Annotated in this window: 16 protein-coding genes; 10 read left to right on the top strand and 6 right to left on the bottom strand. The window is 72.7% G+C overall.

What is annotated here, in order from left to right; translation table 11 throughout:
* Positions 1-24: 24 nt before the first annotated feature.
* Entirely contained in the window at positions 25-312 is a 288-nt protein-coding gene (locus ABZ948_RS29405) for a hypothetical protein (RefSeq protein WP_359764505.1), read from the top strand.
* Between the two features lie 120 nt (positions 313-432).
* On the opposite strand, the gene ABZ948_RS29400 is transcribed toward ABZ948_RS29405, so the two are convergent.
* Entirely contained in the window at positions 433-1,047 is a 615-nt protein-coding gene (locus ABZ948_RS29400) for a TetR/AcrR family transcriptional regulator (RefSeq protein ID WP_359764503.1), read from the bottom strand.
* A gap of 128 nt (positions 1,048-1,175) precedes the next feature.
* Between ABZ948_RS29400 and ABZ948_RS29395 the strand changes: the two genes are divergently transcribed.
* A complete protein-coding gene (locus ABZ948_RS29395; protein WP_359764501.1) occupies positions 1,176-2,618 on the top strand; it encodes an FAD-dependent monooxygenase in 1,443 nt (480 codons plus the stop codon).
* A 106-nt stretch (positions 2,619-2,724) separates the two neighbouring features.
* On the opposite strand, the gene ABZ948_RS29390 is transcribed toward ABZ948_RS29395, so the two are convergent.
* On the bottom strand, positions 2,725-3,234 hold the full coding sequence (locus ABZ948_RS29390) for a MarR family winged helix-turn-helix transcriptional regulator (RefSeq protein WP_359764499.1): 510 nt from the start codon (positions 3,232-3,234) through the stop codon (positions 2,725-2,727).
* 105 nt (positions 3,235-3,339) lie between these two features.
* Between ABZ948_RS29390 and ABZ948_RS29385 the strand changes: the two genes are divergently transcribed.
* A complete protein-coding gene (locus ABZ948_RS29385) occupies positions 3,340-4,278 on the top strand; it encodes an EamA family transporter (RefSeq protein WP_359764498.1) in 939 nt (312 codons plus the stop codon).
* A gap of 89 nt (positions 4,279-4,367) precedes the next feature.
* Here ABZ948_RS29385 and pepN read toward each other — a convergent pair whose 3' ends face one another.
* Together pepN and ABZ948_RS29375 are read right to left on the bottom strand one after the other, a co-directional pair.
* Entirely contained in the window at positions 4,368-6,947 is a 2,580-nt protein-coding gene (pepN, locus tag ABZ948_RS29380; protein ID WP_359764496.1) for an aminopeptidase N, read from the bottom strand.
* A 55-nt stretch (positions 6,948-7,002) separates the two neighbouring features.
* Positions 7,003-7,899, bottom strand: coding sequence for a LysR family transcriptional regulator (locus tag ABZ948_RS29375; protein WP_359764494.1), 897 nt, complete (start codon positions 7,897-7,899; stop codon positions 7,003-7,005).
* A 97-nt stretch (positions 7,900-7,996) separates the two neighbouring features.
* On the opposite strand from ABZ948_RS29375, the gene ABZ948_RS29370 reads away from it, so the two are divergent.
* Together ABZ948_RS29370 and ABZ948_RS29365 are read left to right on the top strand one after the other, a co-directional pair.
* A complete protein-coding gene (locus tag ABZ948_RS29370; protein WP_359764492.1) occupies positions 7,997-9,229 on the top strand; it encodes an MFS transporter in 1,233 nt (410 codons plus the stop codon).
* A 5-nt stretch (positions 9,230-9,234) separates the two neighbouring features.
* Positions 9,235-9,741: a DUF1203 domain-containing protein gene (locus ABZ948_RS29365; protein WP_359764490.1), complete on the top strand. Its 507-nt coding sequence runs from the start codon at positions 9,235-9,237 to the stop codon at positions 9,739-9,741.
* Here ABZ948_RS29365 and ABZ948_RS29360 read toward each other — a convergent pair.
* Positions 9,738-10,754 carry an aspartate-semialdehyde dehydrogenase gene (locus ABZ948_RS29360; RefSeq protein ID WP_359764488.1) on the bottom strand — a complete coding sequence of 339 codons (1,017 nt, stop codon included), beginning with the start codon at positions 10,752-10,754 and terminating at the stop codon, positions 9,738-9,740. The two genes, ABZ948_RS29365 and ABZ948_RS29360, sit on opposite strands and share 4 nt — an antisense overlap.
* A 358-nt stretch (positions 10,755-11,112) precedes the next feature.
* Here ABZ948_RS29360 and ABZ948_RS29355 point away from each other — a divergent pair, with 358 nt between their 5' ends.
* Positions 11,113-11,697 carry an RNA polymerase sigma factor gene (locus ABZ948_RS29355; RefSeq protein ID WP_435857642.1) on the top strand — a complete coding sequence of 195 codons (585 nt, stop codon included), beginning with the start codon at positions 11,113-11,115 and terminating at the stop codon, positions 11,695-11,697.
* 1 nt (position 11,698) lies between these two features.
* On the top strand, positions 11,699-12,583 hold the full coding sequence (locus tag ABZ948_RS29350; protein ID WP_359764486.1) for a hypothetical protein: 885 nt from the start codon (positions 11,699-11,701) through the stop codon (positions 12,581-12,583).
* Positions 12,584-12,684: 101 nt separating this feature from the next.
* On the opposite strand, the gene ABZ948_RS29345 is transcribed toward ABZ948_RS29350, so the two are convergent.
* Positions 12,685-15,975: a S8 family serine peptidase gene (locus ABZ948_RS29345; protein WP_359764484.1), complete on the bottom strand. Its 3,291-nt coding sequence runs from the start codon at positions 15,973-15,975 to the stop codon at positions 12,685-12,687.
* A gap of 240 nt (positions 15,976-16,215) precedes the next feature.
* On the opposite strand from ABZ948_RS29345, the gene ABZ948_RS29340 reads away from it, so the two are divergent.
* The 3 genes from ABZ948_RS29340 to ABZ948_RS29330 all read left to right on the top strand — a co-directional run bounded on the left by ABZ948_RS29340 (position 16,216) and on the right by ABZ948_RS29330 (position 19,937).
* Positions 16,216-16,713, top strand: a complete 498-nt coding sequence (locus ABZ948_RS29340; RefSeq protein ID WP_359764482.1) for an NUDIX hydrolase — start codon at positions 16,216-16,218, stop codon at positions 16,711-16,713.
* Positions 16,714-16,945: 232 nt separating this feature from the next.
* Positions 16,946-18,706 carry a TIGR03767 family metallophosphoesterase gene (locus tag ABZ948_RS29335; protein WP_359764480.1) on the top strand — a complete coding sequence of 587 codons (1,761 nt, stop codon included), beginning with the start codon at positions 16,946-16,948 and terminating at the stop codon, positions 18,704-18,706.
* Positions 18,707-18,797: 91 nt separating this feature from the next.
* A complete protein-coding gene (locus ABZ948_RS29330; RefSeq protein ID WP_359764478.1) occupies positions 18,798-19,937 on the top strand; it encodes a serine hydrolase domain-containing protein in 1,140 nt (379 codons plus the stop codon).
* The last annotated feature ends 56 nt before the right edge of the window (positions 19,938-19,993 follow it).

Genomic DNA, 19,993 nt, shown 5'->3' with positions numbered 1-19,993 from the left:
GTCGGCGTTGGATACTTTGACACCGTGGACAAGAAGAACGCCCTGCGCGCCGGCGCCCTGGCAGCCGGTACGACGCTGATGATGCTGCTCATGTCGTCCCCCGCGAGCGCGCTCACCCGCGACGACGGTGACGACCCCGGCCCGGGCCTGAGCGTCATCGAGACGCTGGGCCTCTTCGTCGTGGCCCCGATCGTGCTGTACCTGGTCATCGCCGGACTGGTGATGGTCGGCGACAGGACGCACAAGAAGAAGGACCCGACCAGCTCCAACATCACGACCAAGTCCGGCGACAAGGCCGAGGCCAAGGCCTGACGCGGAGCTTCACCCGGACCGCCGCGCGGCTCTCCGAGGGCGCCGTCCGCAGCGTACGTACACGCGATCCCGCGGTACGTGTGCCGCGGGCGGCGCCTTCGTCTTTGGCGCCATGAGTGTCTAGGGATGCGGGGCCGTCAGATAGCGCTGCACCGTGGGGCCCAGCCACGCCACGATCTCCTCGCGGGTCAGCGCCACGGCCGGCGGCAGCCGCAGGACGTACCGGGTGAGCGCCAGGCCCAGCAACTGCGCGGCGGTGAGCGCGGCGCGCGTCGCGGTCTGCTCCGGGTCGGGACACACCCGGCCGGCGACCGGCATCACCTGGTCGCGGAAGACGCCCTGCATGCGCTCGGCCCCGGCCTGGCTGCCGGCCCCGACCCGGAGCAGCGCGGTGAGCACCTCGTTCCCCTCCCACTGGTCGAGGAAGTGCGCCACGAGGACGCGGCCGACCTCCTGCCGGGGCAGCGCGCCCACGTCGGGCAGCCTGATGTCGACGGCCACGGCCGCCGCGAACAGGCCCTCCTTGCTGCCGAAGTAGCGCATCACCATCGACGGGTCGATCTTCGCGTCCCGGGCGATGGCGCGGATGGTGGCCCGCTCGTACCCGTCGGCCGCGAAACGCTCGCGGGCGGCGTCGAGGATGGCGGCGCGCGTGACGTCGGAGCGCCGGGCGGGGGCGGGGTCAGGGGCAGGGGCGGGAGCGGGAGGGCTGTCGGGTGACGTGCTGTCGGGCATGTCGGCGAGCCTAGGCCAACACGCGTAGGCCAACAACCGTTGACGCGGCTGAGAACGCGCCGTACGTTGGTCAACGAGCGTTGGCAAACAGTTGTTGACCAACGTACGTCGGCTCCAGGGAGGCCCTGATGAACGGCACCGCCCGCTCCGTGATCGTCGTCGGCTCCGGCCCCACCGGTCTGCTCCTCGCCGGCGACCTCGCCACCGCCGGTGTCCCCGTCACCGTCGTCGAGAAGCGCCCGCACCGGATCAGCAACCTCTCCCGCGCCTTCGTCCTGCACGCCCGCACCCTGGAGCAGTTCGACGCCCGGGGGATCGCCGACGAACTGGAGCGGTCGGGCCGGCGGCTCACCCGGTTCCGCCTCTACGGCCGCCTCCACCTCGACCTGTCCGCGCTGCCCTCCCGGTTCAACCACATCCTGGTCCTCCCGCAGTACGAGGTGGAGGAGGTCCTGGAGCGGCGGGCGGCCGACGCCGGGGTGCGGTTCCGTCACGAGACCGAGGTGACCGGGCTGACGCAGGACGCCGAGGGCGTGACGGTCGAGGTCCGCGGACCCGGGGGCGCCACGGAGTCGCTGCGCGCGGCGTACGTCGTCGGCGCCGACGGGATGCGCAGCACCGTGCGGAACGCGGTCGGACTGCCCTTCCCCGGCCGCTCGGTGATCCGCTCCCTCATGCTCGCGGACGTCCGGGTCACCGAGCAGCCCGGCGAACTGCTCACCTTCAACGCCGTCGGCGACGCCTTCGCCTTCCTCGTCCCCTTCGGCGACGGCTACCACCGCGTCATCTGCTGGGACCGGGGCCGTGACCTCCCCGACGACGCCCCCGTCGGCCTCGACGAGATCAAGGCGACCACCCGGCGTGCCCTCGGCAAAGACTTCGGTATGCACGACCCGCGCTGGATGTCCCGCTTCCACAGCGACGAGCGCCAGGCCCCCGCCTACCGCGCGGGCCGGGTCTTCCTCGCCGGGGACGCCGCGCACGTCCACACCCCGGCCGGCGCCCAGGGCATGAACACCGGCCTGCAGGACGCCGCCAACCTGAGCTGGAAGCTGGCCGCCGTCCTCAAGGGGCACGCGGACGACGCCCTCCTCGACACCTACCAGGCCGAGCGCCACCCCGTCGGCCGGACGGTGCTGCTGAGCAGCGGCGGCATCGTCCGGGCCGCCATGGCCAAGCGGCCCTGGACGATCGCCCTGCGCACCGCCGTCGCCGCCCTGGTCGGCAGCGTGGGCCTGGTGCGGCGCAAGGCGCTCGGCCAGGTCACCGGCATCGGCTACCGCTACCCCGCGCCCCGGGGCTCCCACCGCCTCACCGGCCGGCGGGCACCCGACGTCGCCCTGGCCGGCGGCACTCGTCTGCACGAGGCGCTGCGCGGTGGCCGGTTCGTGCTGATCGCCCCGGAGGAGGTCGGGGCGGAAGCCGAGCGCAAGGACCGGCTGGCCGTCGAACGCTGGGCGAGCGGGCGCCGTACGGCCGTGCTCGTGCGGCCGGACGGGTATGTGGCGTGGGCGGCGGAGTCGGCCGACGAGCGGACGATCGAGACGGCCCTCGCCACCCACGTGAGGTGAGTTCGCCGCCCACGTGGGGTGAGCCCGCCGCTCACCTGGGGTGAACTCGCCGCCCACGCGGGGTGAGCCCGCCGCCCACGTGGGGTGAGGCGGCGCGGTTGCGGCCCTACCCCGCGGTGGAGCGGAGCAGTTCGCGCAGCAGGCCGGCCAGTTGGCCGGCCTGTTCGGGGTCCAGGGCCGACAGGGCCTCGGTCTGCGCCGCGAGGCCCACGCCGACCGCCTCGTCGACCAGGGCCAGGCCCTTGTCGGTGAGGGTGACGTGCAGGCCGCGTCGGTCGTGCGGGTCGGGTGAGCGGCGCAGCAGGCCCGCGCGCTCCAGCTTGTCGAGGCGGCCCGTCATGCCGCCCGTGGTGAGCATCAGCGTGGCGGAGAGCTGCCGGGGCGAGAGCGTGTAGGGCTCTCCGGAGCGGCGCAGGGTGGCCAGGACGTCGAACTCGCCGCGGGAGATCCCGAACACCGCGTACGCCTTCGTCACTCGGTCCGCCATCGCGATCGAGAGCCGGTTGACCCGGCCGAAGACCTCCATGGCGGTGGTGTCCAGGTCGGGCCGGACCTTCGCCCACTGCTCGATGATCGCGTCGACGGGGTCCTTGCGCTGCTCCGGGCGTTCGCTCATGGCACGAGTATCGGCTCCCCCTCGGTCACCCGCAAGAAAGTAGCTTGACTGAAAGTTGCTTAGCGCTAAGCTATTTTCCACTGACCTATTCGAAGGGTTCACCCCATGGCCGCGTCCCGCCCCGCTCTCATCGCCCTGACCGCCCTCGCACCCGTCTCCTGGGGCACGACCTACGCGGTCACCACCGAGTTCCTCCCCGCCGACCGCCCCCTGTTCACCGCCCTGATGCGCGCCCTGCCCGCCGGTCTGCTACTGCTCGCCCTCGCCCGGGTGCTGCCGCGCGGTGCCTGGTGGTGGAAGGCGGCGGTGCTGGGGGCACTGAACATCGGCGCCTTCTTCCCGCTGCTGTTCCTCTCCGCGTACCGGCTGCCCGGCGGTCTGGCGGCGGTCGTCGGCTCGGCCGGCCCGCTGTTCGTGGCCGGCCTCTCGGCGCTGCTGCTCGGGCAGCGGCCCTCGGCGCGCACGCTGCTCACCGGGATCGTCGCGGCGTTCGGCGTCAGCATGGTCGTGCTGCGGGCGGCCGGGCAGCTGGACACGCTGGGGCTGCTGGCGGCCCTCGCCTCCACCGCGTCGATGTCGACCGGCACCGTGCTCACCCAGCGGTGGGGGCGCCCCGAGGGCGTCGGCCCGCTGGCCCTCGCCGGCTGGCAGCTGACCGCGGGCGGCCTGCTCATCGCGCCCCTCGCGCTGCTGATCGAGGGCGCGCCGCCCGTCCTGGACGGCCCGGCGGTCGGCGGCTACCTCTACCTCGCCGTCGCCAACACGGCGGTCGCGTACTGGCTGTGGTTCCGCGGGATCGGCCGCCTCACCGCCACCCAGGTCACCTTCCTCGTCCCGCTCTCCCCGCTGACCGCGGCCGTCGTCGGCTGGGCGGCCCTCGGGCAGGCGCTCACGCCGGTGCAGCTGGTGGGCATGGTGCTGGCCCTCGGGGCGACGGTGGCGGGCCAGTTCGTCACCCCGCGCAAGGCGCGCACCCTCCGCTTCCGCGAAGGGAACGCCCGGACGGATGCGAGGGACGTCACGGACGGGGCGCTGCGGCGGTAGGGCCACGGCGGTCTCCGGCCGCGGAAGGCGAAAGCGAAGGGGCGCCCGGCACCGCCGGACGCCCCACCGCTGTCGTGACAGCCGCCGGGCTACTGCCCGGCCGCCGCGTCCGCCCGCTGCGCCCGCAGCGCGCGCTCCACACCGGCCCGCGACTCCGAGACCAGACGGCGCAGGGCCGCGTTCGGCTCGGCGGAGCCCAGCCAGCCGTCCGTCTTGTCCAGCGTCTCCTGGGAGACCTGGACGGTCGGGTAGAGGCCGACCGCGATCTGCTGGGCCATCTCGTGGGAGCGGGACTCCCAGATGTCCTTGACCACCTCGAAGTAGCGGTCGGCGTACGGGGCGAGCAGCTCGCGCTGGTCGGTCTGGACGAAGCCGCCGATGACCGCCTCCTGCACGGCGTTCGGCAGCTTGTCGGAGTCGATGACCGACGCCCAGGCCTCCGCCTTCGCCTCCGGGGTCGGACGGGCCGCGCGGGCCGTGGCCGCGTGGCGCTCACCGGCGGCCGTGCGGTCCCGGTCGTACTCGCCCGCGATCTCCGTCTCGTCGAACCGGCCGACCGCCGCGAGCCGCTGCACGAACGTCCACCGCAGCTCCGTGTCGACGACCAGGCCCTCGATGGTCTGCGCGCCCTCCAGCAGCGCGTCCAGCAGGTCCAGCTGCTCGGGTGTGCGGGCCGTCGCGGCGAACGCCCGCGCCCACGCCAGCTGGTGGTCGCTGCCCGGCGCCGCCGCCCGCAGGTGGGCCAGCGTGGCGTCGGTCCAGCGGGCCAGCAGCGCCTCGCGGGCGGCCGGGTCGGCGTACAGGTCGATGGCCAGCTTCACCTGGCGCTGGAGCGACTGCACGACCCCGATGTCGGACTCCTTGCCGATGCCGGACAGCACCAGCGAGAGGTAGTCGCGGGTCGCGAGCTCCGCGTCGCGGGTCATGTCCCAGGCCGACGCCCAGCACAGGGCGCGGGGCAGGGACGACTCGAAGTCGCCGAGGTGCTCCGTGACGAACGCCAGGGACTGCTCGTCCAGGCGGACCTTCGCGTACGACAGGTCGTCGTCGTTGAGCAGGATCACGGCCGGGCGGCGCTTGCCGACGAGCTGCGGGACGGCGGTCAGTTCCCCGTCGACGTCCAGCTCGATGCGCTCGTCGCGCAGCAACTTGCCGCTGTCGTCGTCGAGTTCGTACAGGCCGACGGCGATGCGGTGCGGGCGCAGCGTGGGCTCGCCCTTGGCGCCGGCGGGCAGGGCCGGGGCCTCCTGGCGGATGGCGAAGGAGGTGACGACGCCGTTCGCGTCCGTCTCGATCTCCGGGCGCAGCACGTTGATGCCGGCCGTCTCCAGCCACTTCTTCGACCAGGTCTTCAGGTCGCGGCCGGAGGTCTCCTCCAGCGCGCCCAGCAGGTCGGACAGGCGCGTGTTGCCGTAGGCGTGCGCCTTGAAGTAGGCCTGCACGCCCCGGAAGAACTCGTCCTCGCCCACATAGGCGACGAGCTGCTTCAGCACGGAGGCGCCCTTGGCGTACGTGATGCCGTCGAAGTTGACGAGCACGTCGTCCAGGTCGCGGATGTCCGCCATGATCGGGTGCGTGGAGGGCAGCTGGTCCTGCCGGTACGCCCAGGTCTTCATCGAGTTCGCGAACGTCGTCCACGAGTGCGGCCAGCGCGACTCGGGCGCGGCGGCCTGGCAGGCGATGGAGGTGTACGTGGCGAACGACTCGTTCAGCCACAGGTCGTTCCACCACTCCATGGTCACGAGGTCGCCGAACCACATGTGGGCCAGCTCGTGCAGGATGGTCTCGGCGCGCACCTCGTACGCCGCGTCCGTCACCTTCGACCGGAACACGTACTGGTCGCGGATGGTCACCGCGCCCGCGTTCTCCATCGCGCCCGCGTTGAACTCCGGCACGAACAGCTGGTCGTACTTCTTGAACGGGTACGCGTAGTCGAACTTCTCCTGGAACCACGCGAAGCCCTGCCGGGTCACCTCGAAGATGGCGTCCGAGTCCAGGTACTCGGCGAGGGAGGGCCGGCAGTAGATGCCGAGCGGGACGGACTGGCCGTCCTTCTCGTACACGCTGTGCACCGAGTGGTACGGGCCGACGATGAGCGCCGTGATGTACGTCGAGATGCGCGGCGTCGGCTCGAAGACCCAGACGCTGTCCTGGGGCTCGGGGGTGGGCGAGTTGGAGATGACGGTCCAGCCCTCGGGCGCCTTCACGGTGAACTGGAAGGTCGCCTTCAGGTCCGGCTGCTCGAAGCTCGCGAACACCCGGCGGGCGTCCGGCACCTCGAACTGGGTGTAGAGGTAGGCCTGGTCGTCGACCGGGTCGACGAAGCGGTGCAGACCCTCACCGGTGTTCGTGTACGCGCAGTCGGCGACCACCCGGAGGATGTTGCGGCCCTTGAGCAGGCCGGGCAGGGCGATCCGGGAGTCCGCGAAGACCTCGGCGGGGTCGAGCGAGTCCCCGTTCAGCGTCACCTCGTGCACGGTCGGCGCGACCAGGTCGATGAACGACTCGGCGCCGTTGTCCGCCGTGACGTCGAAGCGCACCGTGGTCACGGACCGGTAGGTGCCGCCCTCCTGCGCGCCGGAGAGGTCGAGTTCGATCTCGTACGAGTCAACGGCGAGCAGCTTCGCCCGCTGCTGCGCCTCTTCGCGGGTCAGGTTTGTGCCAGGCACGCGGTCATCTCCTCGTTATGGGTGGGTTGCGCCATCTTTCCACGGCGGCCTGGCATCAGGCGACGACCGGGGCTTCTCCTAGGGAGACCCCTCGGTCGGCGAGGGTCCGGGCGAACGCGCGCACCGCCGCCGACTCCCCGTCCCGGTGCCACACCAGGCCGAGCGCGGACTCCGGAACGCCCTCCACCGGTACGAACGCCACGTCCTCACGCCGGTGGTACGCGGCCGTGGGACGGCACAGCAGCATCCCGGCGTGCCCGGCGGCGACCTGGGTCAGCCCTTCCTGGAGGGTGCTGACCGCGGGGCCCGGGACGGCGGACGGGGCGTGGGCGGTCCGCCAGTACGCCGGTGCCGGGGGCCCGGCCGTGACCAGCGCCGTCTCCGCCACCTCCGCCGCCGACACCGCCGTACGGGACGCGAAGGGGTGGTCCCGGGAGACCGCCACCGTCTGGGGCCGCCGCGAGAACACCGGCCCCAGCACCAGGTCCGGCTCCCGCACCGGAAGCAGGACGACCGCCGCGTCCACCGCGCCCTCCCGCACCCCGCCGAAGGGATCCGCGAGCGGGATCTCCACCAGGTCCGTGGCGCACTCGGGGTGCGCCGACCGGAAGGCCCGCACCGCCGCCGCCAGCCGGGCGTCCGCCGTCCCCTGGAAGCCGATCCGCAGGGTGCCCTCGACGCCCCGGGCCGCCGCCCGCGCGTCCTCCACGGCCTCCCGCAGCCCGCCGTACGCCGGGCGCAGCCGCTGGACGAACCGTTCGCCGAGCGGGGTCAGGGCGACCCGGCGGCTGGTGCGGTGCACCAGCCGGCCGCCCACCCGGCGCTCCAGCGCGCTCACCAACTGGCTCACCCGGCTCTGCGAGACGTACAGCCGCTCACCCGTCCGGCCGAAGTGCAGCTCCTCGGCCAGGACCAGGAAGCACTCCAGCTCGCGCAACTCCAGCCCCGCCACGGCGGTTTCCCCTCCCGTTCGGATCGATCAGTCCCGCTCATGGAAGGGTGAGGACTTCGCCGTTGTTCCCGGGCGGCCGCGGCAAAAGGGTGGAGGCATGCCTTCCACGACCTCCGCGCCGGTCCCGCAGCGGACCGGCGCCACCCCGCCCGACCGCCCCTGGCCCGCCGTCCTTGGCCTCGCCGCCGCCACCTTCGCCGTCGTCACGACCGAGATGCTCCCGGTCGGACTGCTCACCCCGCTCGGCGCCGGACTGCACGTCTCCGCCGGCACGGCCGGGCTCGCCGTCACCCTGCCCGGCCTGGTCGCCGCGGCGAGCGCACCCCTGCTGCCCCTCGCGGTCCGCCGCGCCGACCGGCGCACCGTGCTGTGCGTCCTGCTGCTCCTGCTCGCGGCCGCCAACCTGCTCTGCGCCCTCGCCCCGCACCTCGCCGTCCTGCTGCTCGCGCGCGCCCTGGTCGGGGTGTGCATCGGCGGGGTGTGGGCGATCGCGGCCGGGCTGGGGCCGCGGCTGCTGCCGCCCGAGCGGGCCGGGCGGGCGACCGCGCTGATCTTCAGCGGGATTGCCGTCGCCTCGGTGCTCGGCGTCCCCGCGGGCACGCTGCTCGGCTCCCTCGCGGGCTGGCGCTGGGCCTTCGCGGCGCTGACGGGCCTCGCGCTCGCGGTGACGGCGGCCCTGTACCTCGCGCTGCCCCCGCTGCCGCCCGGCAGCCCGGTCCGCCCGGGCACCTTCGCGGGACTGCTGCGCACGGCGGGCGTGGCGCGCGGCCTGCTGGCCGTGCTGCTCCTGGTCACCGGCCACTTCGCCGCCTACACGTACGTCCGCCCGGTGCTGGACCGGATACCGGGCCTCGGCGCGGGCACGGTCAGCACCCTCCTCCTCGGCTACGGCCTCGCCGGAGTCGCCGGCACCTTCGCCGGTGGCGCGCTGGCCGCCCGAGACCCCCGCAGGGCCCTGCCGGCCATCGCCGCCGCACTCGGCACGGTGGTGCTGCTGCTGGCCCCGGCGGCGGGGTCCCTGGCCGCTTCCACGGCGCTGCTCGTGCTGTGGGGCCTGGTCTACGGGGGCGTCTCGGTCTCCGCCCAGAACTGGTTGTCGGCGGCGGCGCCCGGGGCGCGGGAGGCGGGGTCGGCCCTGTTCGCGGGGGTCTTCAACACGGCGATCGCGCTGGGGGCGTTCACGGGTGGCCGCACGGCGGACGCGCTGGGGCCGACGGCGGTGCTGGTGGCCGGCGGCGGACTGGCGCTGCTGGCCCTGCCCGCAGCGCTGGGCGCGGGAACGCGACGTCCGGATACCGCCGGTGACCGGGCCCCGCGCGCGCGAGTCTGAGGAACATGCAGACGACGACGTACACCGCACGCCCCATCGAAGCGCGGGCCCTGAAGGAGCTGCGCACGACCGACGACGCGGGCCGCCCCACGACCCCCTTCACCGACCCCGAGGGCGACGCCCCGCTCCGCTGCTGCCTGCGCCGCAGCGAGCCCGGCGAACGCATCGCCCTCGTCTCGTACGCGCCCCTGCGCCGCTGGGCGTCGGAAACGGGCGCCACCCCGGGCGCCTACGACGAGCAGGGCCCGGTCTTCATCCACGCCGACGAGTGCGAGGGCCCGGCGGGCGACACCCTCCCCTTCACCAACGCTCACCGCACGGTCCGCCGCTACTCCGCGGAGGGCCACATCCTGGGCGGCGAACTGGTGGGGACACCGGATGCCGTCGACCAGACCTGCACGGAAGCGTTCGAGCAGGCCCTCGCAGAAGCGTTCGACGACCCGGCCGTGGCGCTCGTCCACGTCCGGGCCGTCGAGTACGGCTGCTTCCTCTACGAGGTGCGCAGGGACTAGCCCTTCAGCTCCGCCGCCACCAGCTCCGCGATCTGCACGGCGTTCAGTGCCGCGCCCTTGCGGAGGTTGTCGTTGGAGACGAACAGGGCCAGGCCGTTGTCCACCGTCTCGTCGCGGCGGATGCGGCCGACGTAGGACGGGTCCTTGCCGGCGGCCTGGAGGGGGGTCGGGATGTCGGAGAGCTCGACGCCCGGGGCGTCCTTCAGCAGCTCCGTCGCGCGCTCCGGGGAGATCGGGCGGGCGAAGCGGGCGTTGACCTGGAGGGAGTGGCCGGAGAAGACCGGGACGCGCACGCAGGTGCCGGAGACCTTCAGCTCGGGGATCTCCAGGATCTTGCGGGACTCGTTGCGGAGCTTCTGCTCCTCGTCGGTCTCGTTCAGGCCGTCGTCGACGATCGAACCGGCCAGCGGCAGCACGTTGAACGCGATGGGGCGCTTGTAGACGCCGGGCTCCGGGAAGTCGACCGCCTCGCCGTCGTGGGTGAGCTGGTCGGCGTCGGCGACGACCTTCTGCGCCTGGCCGTGCAGCTCGGCCACGCCCGCGAGACCGGAACCGGACACCGCCTGGTACGTGGCGACGACCAGGGCCTCCAGGCCCGCCTCCTCGTGCAGCGGACGCAGGACCGGCATCGCGGCCATCGTCGTGCAGTTCGGGTTGGCGATGATGCCCTTGGGGCGGTTCGCGATCGCGTGCGGGTTCACCTCGGAGACGACCAGCGGGACCTCGGGGTCCTTGCGCCACGCGGAGGAGTTGTCGATCACGACGGCGCCCTGGGAGGCGACCTTCTCGGCCAGCGCCCGGGACGTGGCGCCGCCCGCGGAGAACAGCACGATGTCGAGGCCGGTGTAGTCGGCGGCCGCCGCGTCCTCCACCGTCACGCCGTCCAGCTCCGTGCCCGCCGAGCGGGCCGAGGCGAACAGGCGCAGCTCCGTGATCGGGAAGTTCCGCTCCTTGAGGATCCTGCGCATGACCGTGCCCACCTGTCCGGTGGCTCCGACGATTCCGACCCTCACGGTGACTCCCTCTCCTGCGTCTCTTCACGTGCTCGTTGCTTGGCCGAGGCTTTTCCATCATGCGGCCGACCACGGCCCGTCTGTCCACTTCTTTCCCCGGACTGCCCGGGGAGTGGGACGACGTGTCCCGTTCCATGGTTGCGGACCTGCGGTGTCGACCCCGCTGAGCTGGAGATATTCGTCCGGCGGGGGTCGTGCGCCGCAAGCTCGCCTGCCCCTGTCGGTCTCGGCCACACGGAAGTGTGACGTACGCCTCTGTCGTCCCGGCGGAACTTCCCGGAACTCTTCGCGAAGACGGCCGAACGTTCCGGGCCGTGCCGGCGTCGTAGGAGAAACACGGTGAGGGGGGTGGCTTGTGCTGCTGCGCGGAAGGGCCCGGCGCGGCCGGGAGGCGCACGCCGACGACGATCCACTGCGCGGCGGCGATCGGCCGAGCGGGGGCGATCGGCCGATCGGGGCCGATCCGCTGGACGCGGCCCAGGAGCGCCGGGTGCGGGCGGTGCTCGCGCTGGGCGGCGTGCCGCAGGCGGACCTGCCGGACGGGGTACAGCAGGTCCGCCTGCGTCTGCTGGAGCGGGCCGCGAGCGGGCGGGAGGCGCCGCGGGACGTCTCGGCGTGGGCGGCGGTCGTGGCCTCGAACCTCGCCATGGACTGGCACCGGGCCAAGCGCCGCCAGGAGCGGCTCGGGGAGCGGCTGGCCGCCCTGCGGCAGCCGGCCCACCCCTCCGGCGAGGACACGAGCGTGCTCTCCGTCGCCGTCGCCCAGGGGCTGGACGCACTGCCGGACGCCCAGCGGCAGGTCGTCGTCCTGCGTTTCTACGCCGACCTGCCCGTCCGCTCCATCGCCGAGCAGCTCGGCGTCCCGGAGGGCACGGTCAAGAGCCGGCTGCACACGGCGGTACGGGCCCTGCGCGCCCGCCTGCACGAGGACGAGGTGGTGTGACGTGACCGCCCGGAACGACGACGACCGGCGCCACGCCGGAAGCGAAGACGGTGCCGAGCGCGGTGGAGCCGCGTACGACGACGGCCGGCCGAGCCCTGAGGCGTACGACGGCATGGACCCGCTGATGGCCGTGCTCGTCGGCGACCCCCTGCCGTCGGCGGCCCGCCGTGACCCGGAGTTCATGGCCGCCCACCGCGCGGCCGCCGCGGACGTGGCACTGCTGCGGGAACAGCTGGAGCGGATCGGGGACACCCTGGCGCACGAGGCCGGAACCGAGGCCGGCCCGTCCGTACGGTCGGTGCCCCCGGTGCCCGGCCCGGAGACGGGCGGCGGCTCGACGGTGACGCCGCTGTCGGGGCGGCGCAGGCCCCGGCCCCTGGTGCTGGCCCTGCGGGGCCTCGCCGCTGCCGCGGCCGCCACCGTCGTCGTGGCCATGGGCTGGCTGGTCGTGCAGAGCGGTGCCGGGACGGGGAACGACGACACGGCGAGCAGCTCGGCGGCCGACGGCGGGGCCCGGGTGGAGAGCGGCGACGGGTACGGGGCGGAGGAGGGCAAGCTCGGCCACGCCGGCTACCTCGCCTGCGCCCGGCTCGTCGTCGAGGGCACCGTCGCGGAGGTGGAGGCCGTCCCCGGCACCGGCCGCAACCGCGTCAGCCTGGACGTGGACCGCCACTACAAGCCCGCCGAGGGCCGGGACCGGGTCGTCTTCCCCATGGACGCCGCGATCGATCCGCCGCTGCGGCCGGGCGACCACGTCCTCGTCGGCATCCGGCAGGGGCACGCCGAGCCGGACCTGTGGACGACGGGCGAGAAGGAGATCGCCCGCGACCGGGCCTGGATCACCGCCGCCCTGCCCGAGTCACGCACGTATCCCTGCGAGGAGTAGCCGAAGGTCCTTGCGAGGAGTAGCGCGAAGGTCCCTGCGAGGAGTAGCGCGAAGGGCGGGCGCCCGTACGGACGCCCGCCCTCATCGAGGGAAGTGACCGGTTACGGCACGACCTTCTCGATCTTCACGCTGCCCACGCCCGCGGCCGTGCCGCGCGCGTTGACCAGCTGCACCTGGCCGAAGAACTCACGCCCCTCGGGCGCGGCCGCCGTGGCGGTGACGCTGCCCGAGACCGTGGCAGACGCGCCCGTGCCGAGCTTCACCGGCGAGCCGTCGACGCCGACGCTGCCCAGGCTCGGAGCGAAGAACACGTCCCGGTAGTCGTAGGCGGTGGTGCCGGCCGGCACCGCGTAGCCGACGACCTCGATGGTGTACGTGCCGGCGGCCGGCGACGGGATGGAGACCGACTCGTCGGAGTCGCCGTCGGCGGAGCTGCCGACCTGCGTGCCGGAGGCGTCGTAGACCGCGAGGTCGAGGTCGGCGGCCGCGTCCGAGACGCCGCCGATGGTGACGTCCAGCGACTTCGCGCCCGCGGGAACCGCGACCGTCGTGTGCTGCGCCTCGCCCTGCTTGATCGACGGGCGGGCCGTCTTCGCCGAGCCGAGCGGGCCGCCCACCAGCTTGCCGTCGAGCGCGGCGAAGCCGTTCGTCACCTTCCAGGAGGCGGCGGCCGGAGTGCCGACCTTCGCCTCGGGCAGGGTCACGGTCTCCGGGTCGAAGGCCGCGCCGAGGACGGCGACGTCCAGCTTGTACGGGTTGTCGAGCAGCGGCGACGTACGGCGCGACTCGACCTCGATCTCCCACACGCCCGGCTGCGGGTTCGCGTAGGAACGCACGTCGGGGCGGCAGGTGTTCGCCGGGTTCGGGTAGTTCGGGTAGCAGTTGATCGTCGACGTCGGGTCGGCCGGCGTGCCGTACGGGTGGATGGAGATGAACCGCGTCTGGCTCTTGTCCTTCAGCCCGCTCATCGCGACCTCGAGGGACTTGGCGCCCTCGGGGACGGTGACGAAGTAGTGGTCCGAGCTGTTGCGCTGCACCGAGTCCGAGGCGGCGAAGGTGTACTTCAGCGGCTCGGCGACGACGACGGTGTTCAGGACCTGCTTGTCGATGCCCTCGGTCCTCGGGTCGTCGACCTCCAGGATCGCGCTCTTGATGCCCGCGGACTTCGGCGCGGCCTGGACCTTGACGGTCACCGGCTGGTTCAGCGGCAGCCTGACCTCGTCGGAGCCGACGATCCGGAAGGTGCCGCCCGCGTTGTTCTCGAAGTGCAGCTCGTGCCGGATCGCCTTGTCGGCGCCGGACGTGCGGGTGATCGTGACCTCGTAGGTCTTCTTCTGGCCGGCCTTCAGGCCGCCCTCGCGGTCGTACAGGCCCGTGCCGAAGCCGGGGGTCTTCAAGAACTGGTCGAGCGCGGTGTCGACCGGCGCCTTGACCGTGTACGCGTGCGAGGTGGCGCCGTCGCGGATGGCGTCCCAGGCGTCCTCGATGTTCATGAGGCCCGCGCCCTCCTCGTACGCCTGCACACCCTTGATGTGGTCGGCGGTCGAGGTGAGGGCGGTGCGCAGGGTCGCCGGGGTGAGGTCGATCTTCTTCTGCTTCGCGGCGGACAGCAGCAGCGCGGCGGCACCGGCGGCCTGCGGGGAGGCCATCGAGGTGCCCTGCAGCATGCCGTAGCCGGCCGGCAGGGTGTAGCCCGCCTCGGCGACCGGCTGGCCCGGCATCCAGGTCTGGATCGTGTTGATCGCGGCACCCGGGGCGACCAGGGTCGGGGTGAAGCCGCCGTCCTCACGCGGGCCGCGCGAGGAGAACGGCATCAGCGCGTACTTCTTCTCCACGACCGAGCCGTAGTTGGCGGCCCAGGTCTCCTTGGAGACGGACGCGCCGACCGAGATGACCTTCTCGGCGAGCGACGGGTCGCCGATGGTGTTGGCGCCGGGGCCGGAGTTGCCCGCGGAGATCACCAGCTGGACGCCGTAGGTGTCGATGAGGCGCGTGTACAGCTCGGCGCGCGCGTTGTTGCCGTCGTTCAGCGCCGGCAGGCCGCCGATCGACATGTTGACGATGTCGACGCCGCGCTTGGTGACGAGGTCGATCATGCCCTCGGTCAGGGCGACGTTGGTGCAGCCGCCGGACCAGGTGCAGGCGCGGGAGGAGACCAGCTTGGCGCCGGGCGCGGCACCGTTCATCTTCCCGCCGAACAGGCCGTTGGCGGCGGTGATGCCGGCCACGTGGGTGCCGTGCTCGGACTCGATGACGCCGATGTTGACGAAGTCGGCCTTGGCGCCGGCGCCGTTGTACACGACGTCCTTGCGGATCTCCACGACGAACGGCTGCCGCTCGGCGACGTCCGTCTTCGGGTCGTCGGTGCCGAAGTACCCGATCTGGAAGCCGTCCTTGTACGGCTTCATCGCGGTGTCGTCACCGAAGTCGTGGTTGTCGTTGAGGTCGACGCGGACCGTGCCGGCCGCCGGGTCGTACAGCACGCCCCATTCGTCGGTCTTGTCGCCGTCGCGGTTGGCGTCACCCGCGGCGTCACCGCCGGTGGTGTACGACTCCTTGAAGGTGCTGATCCGGTAGGAGCCCGCGGGCGCCGTCCAGGTCGTGCCGCCGTGCGTGAAGGTGGGGCCCGCGACGGAGGTGTCCATCCGGCGCCAGGTGTTGTCGTTGTCGACGACCGGGTCCGTCGCCGTCACCCAGTCGACGATCTTCCGCTCACCGGTCGTGGTCTTCTGCAGCGCCGGGTGGCCGAGGTCCACACCGGAGTCGATGATGCCGATGGTGATGCCGCGGCCGTCCGCCTTCGGGTGGTCCTCGACGAAGTCGACCGCGCCCGTCTCGAAGGACGGGTTGTACGGGTTCTCGGCCGGGGTCTTCCTGCCCGGCGCCGGGTAGGCCGCCGTGGCCTTAGCGCCCTTGGCCGCGTCGGCGCTCGGCGTCGGGTCGTCCAGCGGGATCTCCTCGCGCAGGTCGATGCCGTGCACGGAGGAGAGCTTGACGGCGGCGGCGATGGCCGAGTCCGCCCGGGACGTCGGGACGGTGGCGCGGACGTAGCCCAGCTTGTCGTCGGCCCGGCCGACCGCGCCGCCCTTGACCGCGTCCAACTGCCCGGCGACCTGCTCGGTCTGCCCGGGCGCGGTGGCGATCATCATCGTGACGGTCTTGTCGCCGTCGGCCTTGGCCTCGGCGAGCAGGTCCGCGTCATCGGAGCCGAGCTTGTCGTGCGCGGACTTGACGTCCGCGTCGGTGGGCGCGGCGGCGCCGGGGCCGTCGGCGGCGAAGGCCAGGGGGACCGGCCCGGCCGCGGAGAGCGCGGCGACGAGACCGGCGGCGACGGCGATGCGCGCCACTCGTCTCCGGCCCGATATCGGGTCACGCTGGGGGGTGAGGGTCATCGGCATCCCTTGTAGGTAAAGGAACGAGCGGGAGCGACCGGGTCCGATCGGGCCTGGTCGCGACCGTCCGGAACGCAAGCCCGGACGATCGCACAGCCTTACGCAAGGGACGGAAGTTTGGGGATCGTTGACCGAAACGAGATGGACGCATGGGGAAAACCCGCTATGCGCTTTAGGGACATGGAGCCCGAACACGGCGAATCGGCCCGCTCGTCGGGTGTCACGGGTTAACGTCCCGTAATGCGACAGAGGTTGAGGGTGGCGGCCTACGCCGTATGCGTCCGGGACGGGCAGATCCTCCTCGCCCGCTCACCCGCGCAATGGGGGTCCCCCCTGCTCGAGCGCAGTCGAGAGCTTGGGGGAGGCACGCCCGAGTGGGTCGTGCCCGGCGGCGGCATGGAGCACGGCGAGGATCCCTATGACACCGTGCGGCGCGAGGTGGAGGAGGAGACCGGCTACCGCATCGAGGTCACCGGGCTGCTCGGCGTGGACTCCTCCCACCGGGTCTTCCGTCATGGTTTCGGCCCCGCCGTCGACCACCACGCCGTCCGGCTCGTCTACGAGGGCCGCGTCACCGGCGGCGAACTGCGCTACGAGGTCAACGGCTCCACCGACCTCGCGGCCTGGCAGGACCTGGACGCCGTGCCCGGTCTGGTCCGGGTCTCCATGGTCGACATCGCGCTGCGGATGTGGCGGGAGCGGCCGGTGACCGGGCGGCTGGCAGGCGCCCTGGAGTAGGTGCAGTACCCCGGAAGATGAACGCCGCGTGACCGGCTCCGGGCTGTTCCCGGAGCGGACGACGACGCGCAGGGTAGTCCAAGATCGACGTACGGTGATCGGCGCTGCCCGTTGCCGCCGCGTTTACGCACAGGTCATCCCCACTGCCAACGATCCAGTACGAGCGGGGTGTTCACCTGAACGAACACCCCGCGACCACTGCCGACGCGTTCGCACTCGGGGAGAGAAGCGCATGTCGCGCACACGCTCAGTCGCCGGCTCCGGCCAGGGCATCCACCGTCGTTCCGTCCTCGCCGCCACCGGAGCGGTCGCTCTCTCCGCGGGCGTCGGTTACGCCCTGCGGCCCAGCGACAGCCAGGCGGCCACGGTCAAGGAGAGCACCGGGTCCGCCGTCGCCGCCTCCTCGCGCCAGGCGCCGGCCGCGCCGCTCGCCCCCTACACCAAGGGCACGACCGTGGCGTCCGTCGCCACCCCGCGCGCCGGCGCCGGATACCGGCGCCTGGGCGACGGACCCGGCTGGCAGCGGGTGGTGCGCTCCGAGCTGGCCGCGCCCAAGTCCGGCCGCGCCGGTCGCCGTACCGCCCTCGCGGCGTTCGTGCAGCTCACCGACCTGCACATCATCGACGCCCAGCACCCGCTGCGCCTGGAGTACCTGCGCTCGGCCGACGTGCACGCCTGGCGGCCGCACGAGGCGCTGACCGTGCAGGGCGCGATCGCCCTGGTGGAGCGGATCAACGCGCTCCGCGGCGCCCCCGTCACCGGCGCCCCGCTGCACTTCGCGATGACCACCGGCGACAACACGGACAACAACGCCAAGTCCGAGCTGGACTGGTTCCTGAAGATCATGAGCGGCGGGCGCATCACCCCCAACACCGGGGACCCGCGCCAGTACGAGGGCGTCCAGAACAGCGGCCTCAAGCTGTACTGGCAGCCGGACGCGGCGGTCCGCGACACCGACAAGCAGGCCGGTTTCCCGCACCTCGACGGCTTCCTGAAGGCGGCCGTCCGGGAGGTGCGGAGCCCCGGCCTCAACCTGCCCTGGTACTCCACCGTCGGCAACCACGACTCCCTGCCGATGGGCTGCTACGCCTCGCACGGCGACTCCTACCTCACCGAACTCGCCGTCGGCGGCAAGAAGCTGATGAACGTGACGGCGGCCGAGGCGCAACGGCTGCAGACCCTCATCAAGAAGGCCCGGGACCCCGAGGGCGTCCGCTACCACGACTTCCTCAAGTCCCAGGCCCGCGCCATGCGCTCGGTGACCCCCGACGAGAGCCGCGCCCCCTTCACGCCCGCCGACTACATCAGGGCGCACCTGGATCCGGCCTACCGGGGCATCGGCCCGGCCGGTCACGGCTACTCCTCCGCCAACCTGGACGCGGGCACCCAGTACTACGCCTTCCGCATCTCCGACGACGTCATCGGCATCAGCCTGGACACCACCGACGCCGGCGGCCACTACGAGGGCTCCCTCGGCGCGGGCCAGCTGAAGTGGCTGGACCGGACCCTGCGGGAGAACAAGGACTCCTACGCGGTCGTCTTCAGCCACCACACGAGCAAGACGATGACGAACACCCGCCGCGACCCGGCCCGCCCCTACGAGCGCCGGCACACCGGCCAGGAGGTGCTCGCCCTGCTCGGCGGTCACCGCAACGTGCTCGCGTGGGTGAACGGCCACATCCACAAGAACGTCATCACCCCGCACGCGACGTCCGCCGGCGGCTCCTTCTGGGAGATCTCCACCGCCTCCCACGTCGACTACCCGCAGCTGGCCCGGGTGATCGAGCTGACCGACAACAAGGACGGCACGATCTCGCTGTTCACCACGCTGGTGGAGTCCTCGGCCCCGCACCGCACGGACTTCTCCGACCTGTCCCAGACCGGTCTCGCGGCCCTCTACCGCGAACTGTCCCTCAACGCCCCGGGCGCGAGCACGAGCCTCGGCGGCGACCCGGAGGACCGCAACACCGAACTGGTCCTCAAGAAGGGCTGAATCCCGCTCAACCCGCCCGGGCCGGTCAACTCCGGCCCGCCGCTCGCGGTCCCACCCCCCGACACCGCTCGACGCGACGGGGGTAGGGGACATGGGCAGACGCACACGCACGACCCTGACGGCGGCGACGGCGGCGGCACTGTCGGCGGCCCTCGCGGGCCCCGCGGCCGCGGCCCCGCCCACCGGCGACCACGAGGCCACCCGCCGGGCCGTACGGGCCGCCGTCGCCGAGGGCGTCCCCGGGGTGAGCGTCACGGTGCGGGAGCGGGGCGGCGGCACCTGGGCGACCACCGCCGGTGTCGGCGACCTGAGGACGGGCGAGCCGCGTTCGACGCGGGACCACTACCGGATCGGCAGCGCGGCCAAGACGTTCATCGCCACCGTCGTCCTGCAGTTGGAGGCGGAGGGAGAGCTCTCGCTCGACGACACCGTGGAGAAGTGGCTGCCGGGCGTGGTGCACGGCCACGACCACGACGGCAGCCGCATCACGATCCGCCAGTTGCTGAACCACACCAGCGGCGTCTTCGACGTGCTGGCCGACGAGACCTTCCAGCGGACCTACATGCTCGAGGACGGTTTCCTGCGGCACCGCTTCGACAGGGTGACGCCCCGGGAACTGGTCGCGATGGCCATGACCCATCGGCGGGACTTCGCGCCGGGCACCTCCTGGAAGTACTCCAACACCAACTACATCCTCGCCGCGCTGGTGATCGAGAGGATCACGGGCCGCCCGTACGGCGAGGCGGTCGAACGCCGGATCATCGAGCCGCTGAAGCTGACGGCGACCTCCGTCCCCCGCACCCGGACCACCGTCCCGCGGCCCAGCAGCCGCGCCTACGGCAAGCTGGCGAGAACACCGGACGGCCCGACCCACGACGTCACGGAGTTCCACCCATCCTTCGCCTACTCGGGGGAGATGGTCTCCGACTCGGCCGACCTGAACCGCTTCTTCTCCGCCCTGCTGCGCGGCGAGGTGCTCGCGCCGCGGCAACTGAAGGAGATGAGGCGCACGGTCCCCACGACGAAGAAGAACGAGCGCTACGGTCTCGGCCTGCGCTCGTACAGGCTGACCTGCGGGCGAACCGTCTGGGGCCATGGCGGCGACATCCACGGCTCCTCCTCCATGGCGGTCACCACGCGCGACGGCCGCCACTCGCTGGCCGTCAACTTCAACGGGGACTGGGCGGGAGAGACCAAAGCCGTCGTCGAGGCGGAGTTCTGCGGCCGGTAGGGGCTCCCGCCGTCGAGGAGGGGCCGCCGGCAGCACCCGGCGGCCCCTCCTCCCCC

This window comes from Streptomyces olindensis (genome assembly GCF_040645895.1).
GTDB lineage: Bacteria > Actinomycetota > Actinomycetes > Streptomycetales > Streptomycetaceae > Streptomyces > Streptomyces olindensis.
The sequence above is the reverse complement of the archived record's forward strand: the minus strand, read 5'-3'. Positions and strand labels throughout refer to the sequence as shown.